Source organism: Tahibacter caeni, from assembly GCF_024609805.1.
GTDB lineage: Bacteria > Pseudomonadota > Gammaproteobacteria > Xanthomonadales > Rhodanobacteraceae > Tahibacter > Tahibacter caeni.
Window position 1 is genome coordinate 1 of sequence record NZ_JANFVR010000491.1, and the last position, 2,519, is coordinate 2,519.

The 2,519-nt window shown below is 72.2% G+C and carries 1 protein-coding gene; it reads right to left on the minus strand.

Annotation, left to right across the window (positions count from 1 at the left end; genetic code table 11):
* The coding region (locus tag NON22_RS23010) for a serine/threonine-protein kinase (protein WP_257389321.1) at positions 1–2,519 on the minus strand (2,519 nt) is incomplete at both ends.

Consider the following 2,519-nt stretch of genomic DNA (forward strand, 5'->3'; position numbering starts at 1 on the left):
GCGGCCAGCGGATGGGCGGCACCGTAATGATCGGCGAGCAGCGCCTGCGCCCGGCGCAGCGCGGCAATGGCCGCCGCATCGTCGTGCCGCGCCGACGCGAGCGCGGCGCGCTCGCGTTCGCGCAGGCCGCGCAGCGCCTTGGTCGTCTGCACCGGCGCCGCATCGAGTTCGGCCAGCGCCACGGCCGCGTCGTCGTAGCGCTGCTGGCGGCGGAGCAGTTCCACGCGCTGCAGCAGCGAGCGGCCGAGATCCGCATGAGTGGCCGACAGCTGCTTGCGACGCTGCGCCAGCGCATGCTCGACCAGCGGGCGCGCCTCGTCCAGGCGCCCGGTCCGCATCAGCAGGCGCCCGAGATTGTGCTCGGCGCGCAGGGTCGACGGATCGTCGTTGCCGAGACTGGAGCGGCGCAGCGCCAGCGATTCGCGGTAATACGGCTCGGCCGCCGCATAGTCGCCCATTTCGTCGAGCGCGACCGCGAGGTTGTTGATCGGATAGACCAGCATCGCCGGCAGCCCGTTGCTGCCGGCGCGGCGTATGCGCAGCGATTCGCGATAGGCATCCATGGCTTCGGCATAGCGGCCGGCGTCCTGCAGGGCCGAGCCGAGCTCGTTGTAGCCGGAGGCGACGTTGTCGCCGTCGGGGCCGGTCAGCTGGCGCTGCAGCGCGATCACCTCGCGATAGATGCGCACGCCGTCGTCGTAGCGCTTCTTCTTGACCAGCGTCTCGGCATAGCCGTCGAGACTGACGATGACCGACGGGTGCGCGTCGCCGTGGTGCAGCTTGCGCTTGGCGGCCAGGGTTTCCTCGTACAGGGCGATGGCCTGGTCGTACTTTCCCGCGTCGGCGTAGAGCCCGGCGAGGTTGTGCATGACGGCGAGCGCGCTGTCGGAGCCTTCGCGCCGACGCACGGCCAGCGCGCGCTGCAGGTAGTCCTCGGCTTCCGCTTCGCGGCCGCCGATGTCGCGCAATACCAGGCCGAGCGTGTTCCAGGCGTCGGCGAGCTCGGTCTCGCTGGCCGGCACGGCCGCTTCGCGCAGCGCCAGCGAGGCGCGCGCGTTTCTCTCTGCATCGCCCTTGAGACCGTTGTTGTTCTCCGTGACAGCCAGGTCGGCGAGGCTGCGCGCGCGCTCGCGGTCGTAGTCGGCGCCGGCCTCCCGCCACTGCGCGATGCTGGTCTGGTACAGCTCGATGGAACGCTTGGGCTGGCCGAGCTTGTCCCAGGCCCGCGCGAGCACGTCGAGCAGCTTGGCCTTGACCTCGGGCCGGTCGCGCAGGCTGTCGCCGAGGCGGCGCGTGCTCTCGTCGAGCATTTCGCGCGCGCTGATGTCGCGCCGCGTCGGGTTCTTCTCCGGGTTCGCGAACTCGAAGATCGAGATCAGGAATTCGCTGACCTGGCCGGCCGTCTCGGCCTGCCGCCGCGCCTCGCGCTCGGCCGCGAGCGCGCGGTCGCGCTCGTTGACGAGACGCCAGCTGAAGCCGATCGCCATGAGCGCGACGATGAACCCGGCCGCGAACAGCGGCCAGCGCCGGCGCACGAGGCGGCCGAGCCGATAGCGCAGGGTCGGCGAGCGCGCATCGATCGGCTTGAGGTCGAGGTGGCGTTCGATGTCGACCGCGAGCGCGTCGGCCGAGGCGTAGCGCAGGCCCGGCCGCAGCGCCGTGGCGCGGCGGATGATCGCGTCGATGTCGCCGCGCAGTTCCTGCCGCCAGCTGCATTGCTCGCCGGCGAGCTCGCTGGCGCGGCGCAGGCCGTGCGACAGCTCGGTCACGGTGCGGTCGTCGGCGTCCAGCCGCGCCTTGCGGCCGCTGACGAGCTCGAACAGGATCAGGCCCAGCGAATACACGTCGCTGGCCACGCTGACCGGCGCGCCGGCCATCTGTTCGGGACTCGCATAGCCCGGCGTGTAGTACGCGTCGGGCAGGCGTTCGCGCGAACGGTCGAGCGCGCGCGCGATGCCGAAGTCCAGCAGCACCGGCGCGCCGTCGGCGCGGACCAGCACGTTCGACGGCTTGAGGTCGCAATGCACGATCAGCCGCTGGTGCGCGAACGCGACCGCGCGGCAGACGTTGCGGAACAGGCGCAGGCGCGCCTTCAGGCGCAGCCCGCGCTCGGCGCACCAGCGGTCGATCGCGATGCCCTCGACGTATTCCATGACCAGGTAGGGCTGGCCGCCCGGCGTCGCGCCGCCGTCGAGCAGGCGCGCGATGTGCGGATGCTGCAGGCCGGCGAGGATCTGCCGCTCCGATGCCAGCAGCGACAGAGTGCCCTCGGTCGGAATGCCGCGCAGCAGCTTGATCGCGGCCTGCTGCTCGAAGTGCCCGTCGGCGCGCTCGGCGCGGTAGACCGCGCCCATGCCGCCGCTCGCGAGTTTTTCCACGAGGCGCCAGGCGCCGATGCGGTCGCCGACGTCGAGCTCGGTCTCCGGCAGCTGCGCCAGCAGCGCGGCCACCGGCGTCGCCGCGCGCTGCAGGCCGCGCGTCTCGGCCGCGACCAGGGCCTCGACCTCGGCGGCCACGTC